We start from the raw sequence: 2,663 nt of genomic DNA on the forward strand, positions 1-2,663 counted from the left end.
AGGGCTCGACCTGAACGCGCGTCGATGGCGTGCTCCGTCCTGTGAGGTCATACCCCTCACCCCAACCCTCTCCCTATGGGAGAGGGGGTGCGGCGCGGTTCACCGCGCGCGGCCGAACCGGTCGACCGGGGGCCGTATGAAACCGCCTCCGGATGGCGGCCCCAGCGCTGCCTCGGGCGCCGCCCCGCGCCCTAGCCCCCGTAGCTCTGCACCAGCGAGCCCGCCACCAGCCCCCAGCCGTCGACCAGCACGAAGAAGATCAGCTTGAACGGCAAGGCGACGCTCGCCGGCGGCACCATCATCATGCCCACCGCCATCAGCACCGAGGCCACCACGAGGTCGATGATCAGGAAGGGGATGAACAGCAGGAAGCCGATCTCGAAGGCCCGGCGCAGCTCCGAGATCATGAAGGCGGGCGTGACGATCTCCAGCCCGACCTGCTCCGGCCCGGCGGGGACCGGCGCCTTGGCGATGTCGAGGAAGAGCTTCAGGTCCTTCTCGCGCACGTTCTTGAGCATGAAGGTCTTGAACGGGGCGGACGCCCGCTCGAAGGCCTGTCCCTGCGTGATCTGGCCGGCGATCAGCGGCTCGATCCCGGCGCGGTAGGCCTCGCGGCCGGTCGGCGCCATCACGAAGGCGGTGAGGAAGAGCGCGAGGCTGATGATCACCGCGGTCGGCGGCGCGGTCTGGGTGCCGAGCGCCGAGCGCAGCAGCGAGAGCACCACCACGATCCGGGTGAAGGCGGTGGCCATCACCAGCACGGAGGGCGCCAGCGCCAGCACCGTGATGAGCGCGACGAGCTGCAGCGCCCGCTCGGTGACGCCGCCGGAGCCGAGATCGACCGTCACGCTCTGCGCCGCGGCGGGCGCGACGCCCAGACCGGCCAGGAGACCGGCCAGGAGAACGGCCAGGAGACCGGCCGGGAGAAGGCCGGCCAGGAGTGGGACGGCGCTCCGGCCGAGGGGCGACACACCTGTCTTCCGGGTCATGCGCGTCCGTCCGCCCCCGGCGGCCGCACGCTCGCGCGCCGCGCCTCGATGTTCTGCCAGACGAGCAGCGCGGGCAGGCCCAGCGCCACGTCCGGCACCCGCTTGGCGAGCGAGAGCGCGATCGCCGTGTGCGCGTCGATGCCGAACAGGGCGCAGACCACCACGAAGCCGCCCTCCTGCACCCCGAGCCCGCTCGGCACCGGGAAGGCCGCCGACTTGATCGCCTGGCTCAGCGCCTCGATCACCACCACCTCGGCGAGGCTCGCCTCGACGCCGATGCAGGCGAGCGCGATCCAGATCTCGGCCGCGCCCAGCGTCCAGGCCGCGAGGTGCAGCGCGACCGCCTCGGCGAGCCGGCCCCGGCGTCCGCCGTGCCAGACCGCGTCGAGGGCGGCCTGCACGGTGCTGCGCCCCTCCCGGCGCGGCTCGGCCTCGCGCACGAAGCGGCGGGAGAGGGCGGCGATCCGCTCCTCGATGACGCGCGCCGCGCCCGTGCGCTGCACGGCGAAGAAGGCGGCGAGCACCAGCGCCGCGACGGAGAGCGCCCTGAGCATCCAGCGGGCGAGGTCGGCGGCCGCCTCCCCCTCCATGCGCGAGAGCAGCGCGGCGCCGATCCCGGCGAAGAGCGCCTGGGTGCCGACCTGGATCAGCATGTCGGCGAGAATCGAGGCGGCGGCGAGCGCGCCCGCCACGCCCCAGAAGGTGAGGAGGCGCCCGCCCAGCACGTCGCCGCCGATCGAGGCCACGGGCAGGAGCACGTTGATGCCCTCGCGCACGTAGCGCAGCACCACGAAGGGGCCGATGCCCGGGGTGCCCAGGCCGTCGAGGATGCGCGCCCAGGCGAGCCCGCACAGGAACACGATGAGCGCCCGCACCAGCACGATGCCGACGAGCCCCAGGACCCCGATGCGCGCGAAGGCGGCCCCGATCGCCGCGAGGTCGTTCGTCGCCACGAGCCAGGCGGCGAGCCCCAGGCCCGCGAGCGTGCCGATGAGCGGCAGGCGGCGCAGCAGGGCCCGGCCGAGCCCCTGTCGGGCGGCGGCGGTCACGGCGCGCTCCGGTGGGGCCGGTCAGGGCGGCCCGTCTGTCTCGGGGAGGCGGTCACGGCGGCGCTCGCTCACGCGGGGGCGCCGCGATCCGTCGCGGACGCGTCCCCCGGAGGCGCGCCTAGCGTCGCATTGGGGCCGAAATCGGGGCCGAAATCGGGGCCGGCCACCGGGAAGGCGCCCGCCTTCCGCGGATCGACCAGAAGCACCCGCCCGGCCGCCACGCTGGCGCCGGTGGCGATGGCCAGCATCCGCTTGGGGCAGGGCCCGAGGCAGCCGCTCTCGACGATCCGGGGCTTGCGCCCCTTCCGGCCCGTCCCCGCCCGCGCCGCGCGGCGGCCCGCCTCGTAACCCGCCTCGTAACCCGCTCTGGCGAGCGCCCGCGCCTGCCGCTTCGTGAGGCCCTGGCGCCGGGCGCATTTGCGGCAGACCAGCACCACCTCGGCGAACTTCGCCTTCGCGGTCCGGACCTTCGCGGCCGAGACTTCGACGGCGGGGACTTCGACGGCAGGAACTTCGACGGCAGGAATTTCGGCGGCGGGGATCTGGCCCGATCGGGTCTCGCTCATCGCGCGGGGGTACAGCGCACCGGCCGCGGAGCGCAACGGCCACGTCGCCGCCCCCGGCC

At 74.6% G+C, this 2,663-nt stretch carries 3 protein-coding genes; all 3 read right to left on the reverse strand.

Translation table 11 applies throughout. From position 1 onward, the window contains the following. Positions 1-191 precede the first annotated feature (191 nt). Complete coding sequence (fliP, locus tag AX737_RS29150) at positions 192-989, reverse strand: flagellar type III secretion system pore protein FliP (protein WP_066927461.1); 798 nt, start codon at positions 987-989, stop codon at positions 192-194. Then, positions 986-2,038, reverse strand: a complete 1,053-nt coding sequence (locus tag AX737_RS29155) for a flippase-like domain-containing protein (RefSeq protein ID WP_066927463.1) — start codon at positions 2,036-2,038, stop codon at positions 986-988. The genes fliP and AX737_RS29155 overlap by 4 nt, the downstream gene beginning before the upstream one ends. A 68-nt stretch (positions 2,039-2,106) precedes the next feature. Further along, positions 2,107-2,663 (reverse strand): hypothetical protein (locus AX737_RS29160; RefSeq protein ID WP_348626817.1); only part of this gene is annotated, 557 nt, incomplete at its 5' end.

This window comes from Methylobacterium sp. CCH5-D2 (assembly GCF_001556475.1).
Classification (GTDB): Bacteria; Pseudomonadota; Alphaproteobacteria; order Rhizobiales; family Beijerinckiaceae; genus Methylobacterium; species Methylobacterium hispanicum.